Genomic DNA, 2,327 nt, shown 5'->3' with positions numbered 1-2,327 from the left:
CCCCTGAGCAGCAGATTGTCACCCTACCGACCGGCATCCTGTCCGGCTATACTGGTGGGGCTATACCAGCGCTTATCGGCGTCGGCATGGCCAAAACAGCGAAACTAAAGGTGGGTGACACCTTCACCGTCAGGTGGCGGGATGCCCGCGGGACCTTCGACGCCGACGAGGCCGAGGTGGTATCCATCATGAACGTGGAGAACTTCCAGGTTGACCAGGGGCAAATATGGGTGCCCCTGGAACGGTTGCAGCGGATGATGGAAATACCCGGTGAGGCAACCTATGTTGTCGTTTCACAGGAGACCGATCTATTGATCGAACCTGGTGGTTGGCACACCATGGATGTGTACGCATTGAACGAGGATCTAATCCGGGGAGTGGAAGCAGACCAGGCTTTTTTCAATATTATGTATGTCATTTTCCTGACCCTGGCAGCCACAGGCATTTTCAATTCCCAGGTGCTGTCCATTTTCCGGCGGCGCAAGGAGATCGGCACCCTCATGGCCCTGGGCATGGCTCGTGGTCGTGTGATCGGGCTGTTCACAATTGAGGGGGGCCTGCACAGCCTGCTGGCCCTGGTTCTGGCCGCTGTCTATGGGGGACCATTCCTATATTGGTTGGGCACAAAAGGCATTGCCTTACCCTTCGACTACACCGAGATCGGTATTCTCATTAGCCAGCGGTTGATAGCGGTCTACCCGGCCGGATTGTTCGTCAGTACCACCTTGCTGGTAGCGGGTATTGTCACCATCGTGAGCTACTTGCCCGCACGCCGGATCGCCAAAATGAAGCCCACTGAAGCATTAACCGGGAGAACCAACTGATGGTTCGCTTTCTTATCAAGGGCGTCCTCCGGGATCGCTCCCGCAGCCTGTTCAGCTTTCTCGTGATCATCATATGCGTGACTCTGGCGGTGTTCTTTCGCGGCTTCATGGCCGGCGTCTTCGATGACATGCTCCGCCAGAGTGCGATCTTACTCACTGGTCATGTAAAAGTGACCACCCAGGCCTATGCCGAGGAAACCGACCTCTTGCCGAATGACCTGGCGATCCTGGCAGTGGACTCTCTACTCACCGTGCTTTCGGCCGAGCACCCGGAAATGTTCTGGTCGCCCCGCATCACCTTTGCCGGATTGCTGGATATCCCTGATGCATATGGGGAGACCCGTTCCCAAGGGACCATGATGGGGATTGCCGTCGATCTGCTATCGGAGGGCACCCGGCAGCCGGAACTATGGGAGCTTGATAACAAGCTAGTCCGGGGGCATCTGCCTCGGGAGCAGGATGAAGTATTATTAGGGGAGCAGTTTGCCCGCAGCCTGGAGGTGGAGCCTGGTGAAACCGCCACGTTTATCGGGGCCACCATGCACGGTGGTTTCACCACCTACAATTTCCGGGTGGCCGGTACGGTGTCGCTGGGTGTGGGCGGTATCGGTAAGCATTTCCTGTTGGCAGACCTGAATGGCGCCCGGCAAGCCCTGGATATGGAGGATGCCGCCTCTGAAATATTCGGCTTCTATGATGACATGTACTACGATGACCCTGCTGCCATGGCCTTAACGGCCGCCTTCAACACTACCCACAACCAGGCGGATGATGAGTTCAGCTTGTTCATGCGAGCGCTAAGAGATCAGGAGCAGATGGGCCAGATGTTGGAATACAGCAATGCCGTCATCTGGATCATGATCCTGATGTTCATGTCCGTGGTAATACTCGTTCTGTGGAATCTGGGCCTGATGAACGGCCTGCGCCGGTACGGCGAATTCGGCATGCGCCTGGCCATGGGCGAAACCAAGGGACACGTTTTCCGAACCACGATAAGTGAATCGGTGATCATCGGCCTGGGAGCCAGTGTCGTCGGAACGGCTATCGGTTTGCTGCTGACCTATTGGATGCAGGAGGTGGGCATCGACTACTCCAGCATCATGGAAGGCTTCGATTTCCCTATCACCTATGTGATGCGGGCCAAGATTACCCCCGACTGCTGGTACCTCGGCTTTATCCCCGGAGTGCTGGCGACCATGTTGGGTACCATGCTGGCCGGGAGAGGAATCTTTAAACGTCAGATGTCACAACTATTCAAGGAACTGGAGCTGGAAGCATGAAAATGATCAAACGGATGAATTACTTATGGGCACTGTTTCTGATCTGGCCTGGTGCAACCGTGGCTCAATCTGAGAAGATACCCACGGCCGAGGAGCTGATCACGGCTATGGATGAAAACCTTACGGCGGAGACAATGGTGCTGACCAGCCGGATGGTGGTCCATGGGCGGCGTACCAGCCGAACCATCACGTCCAGGAGCTGGATCGAGGGCACGGATAAGGC

The 2,327-nt window shown here is 56.2% G+C and carries 3 protein-coding genes; all 3 read left to right on the top strand.

Annotation, left to right across the window (positions count from 1 at the left end; translation table 11 throughout):
* Window positions 1–824: ABC transporter permease (locus ACETWG_13015; GenBank protein MFB0517507.1), on the top strand; the 824-nt coding region annotated here is incomplete at its 5' end.
* A complete protein-coding gene (locus ACETWG_13010) occupies window positions 824–2,104 on the top strand; it encodes an ABC transporter permease (protein MFB0517506.1) in 1,281 nt (426 codons plus the stop codon). The genes ACETWG_13015 and ACETWG_13010, both read left to right, overlap by 1 nt.
* Window positions 2,101–2,327, top strand: a 227-nt coding sequence (locus ACETWG_13005) for a hypothetical protein (GenBank protein ID MFB0517505.1), incomplete at its 3' end; no start/stop codon positions are given. The genes ACETWG_13010 and ACETWG_13005, both read left to right, overlap by 4 nt.

Source organism: Candidatus Neomarinimicrobiota bacterium (assembly GCA_041862535.1).
In the GTDB taxonomy this organism is placed as follows: Bacteria; Fidelibacterota; Marinisomatia; order SCGC-AAA003-L08; family TS1B11.
Note: the sequence above shows the minus strand (reverse complement) of the source record. Positions and strands in the feature narration are given on the sequence as shown.

Excerpts from the sequence above, each read along its gene's own strand:
- ACETWG_13010 (MFB0517506.1), top strand. The coding sequence starts at position 824 with ATGGTTCGCTTTCTTATCAAGGGCGTCCTCCGGGATCGCTCCCGCAGC.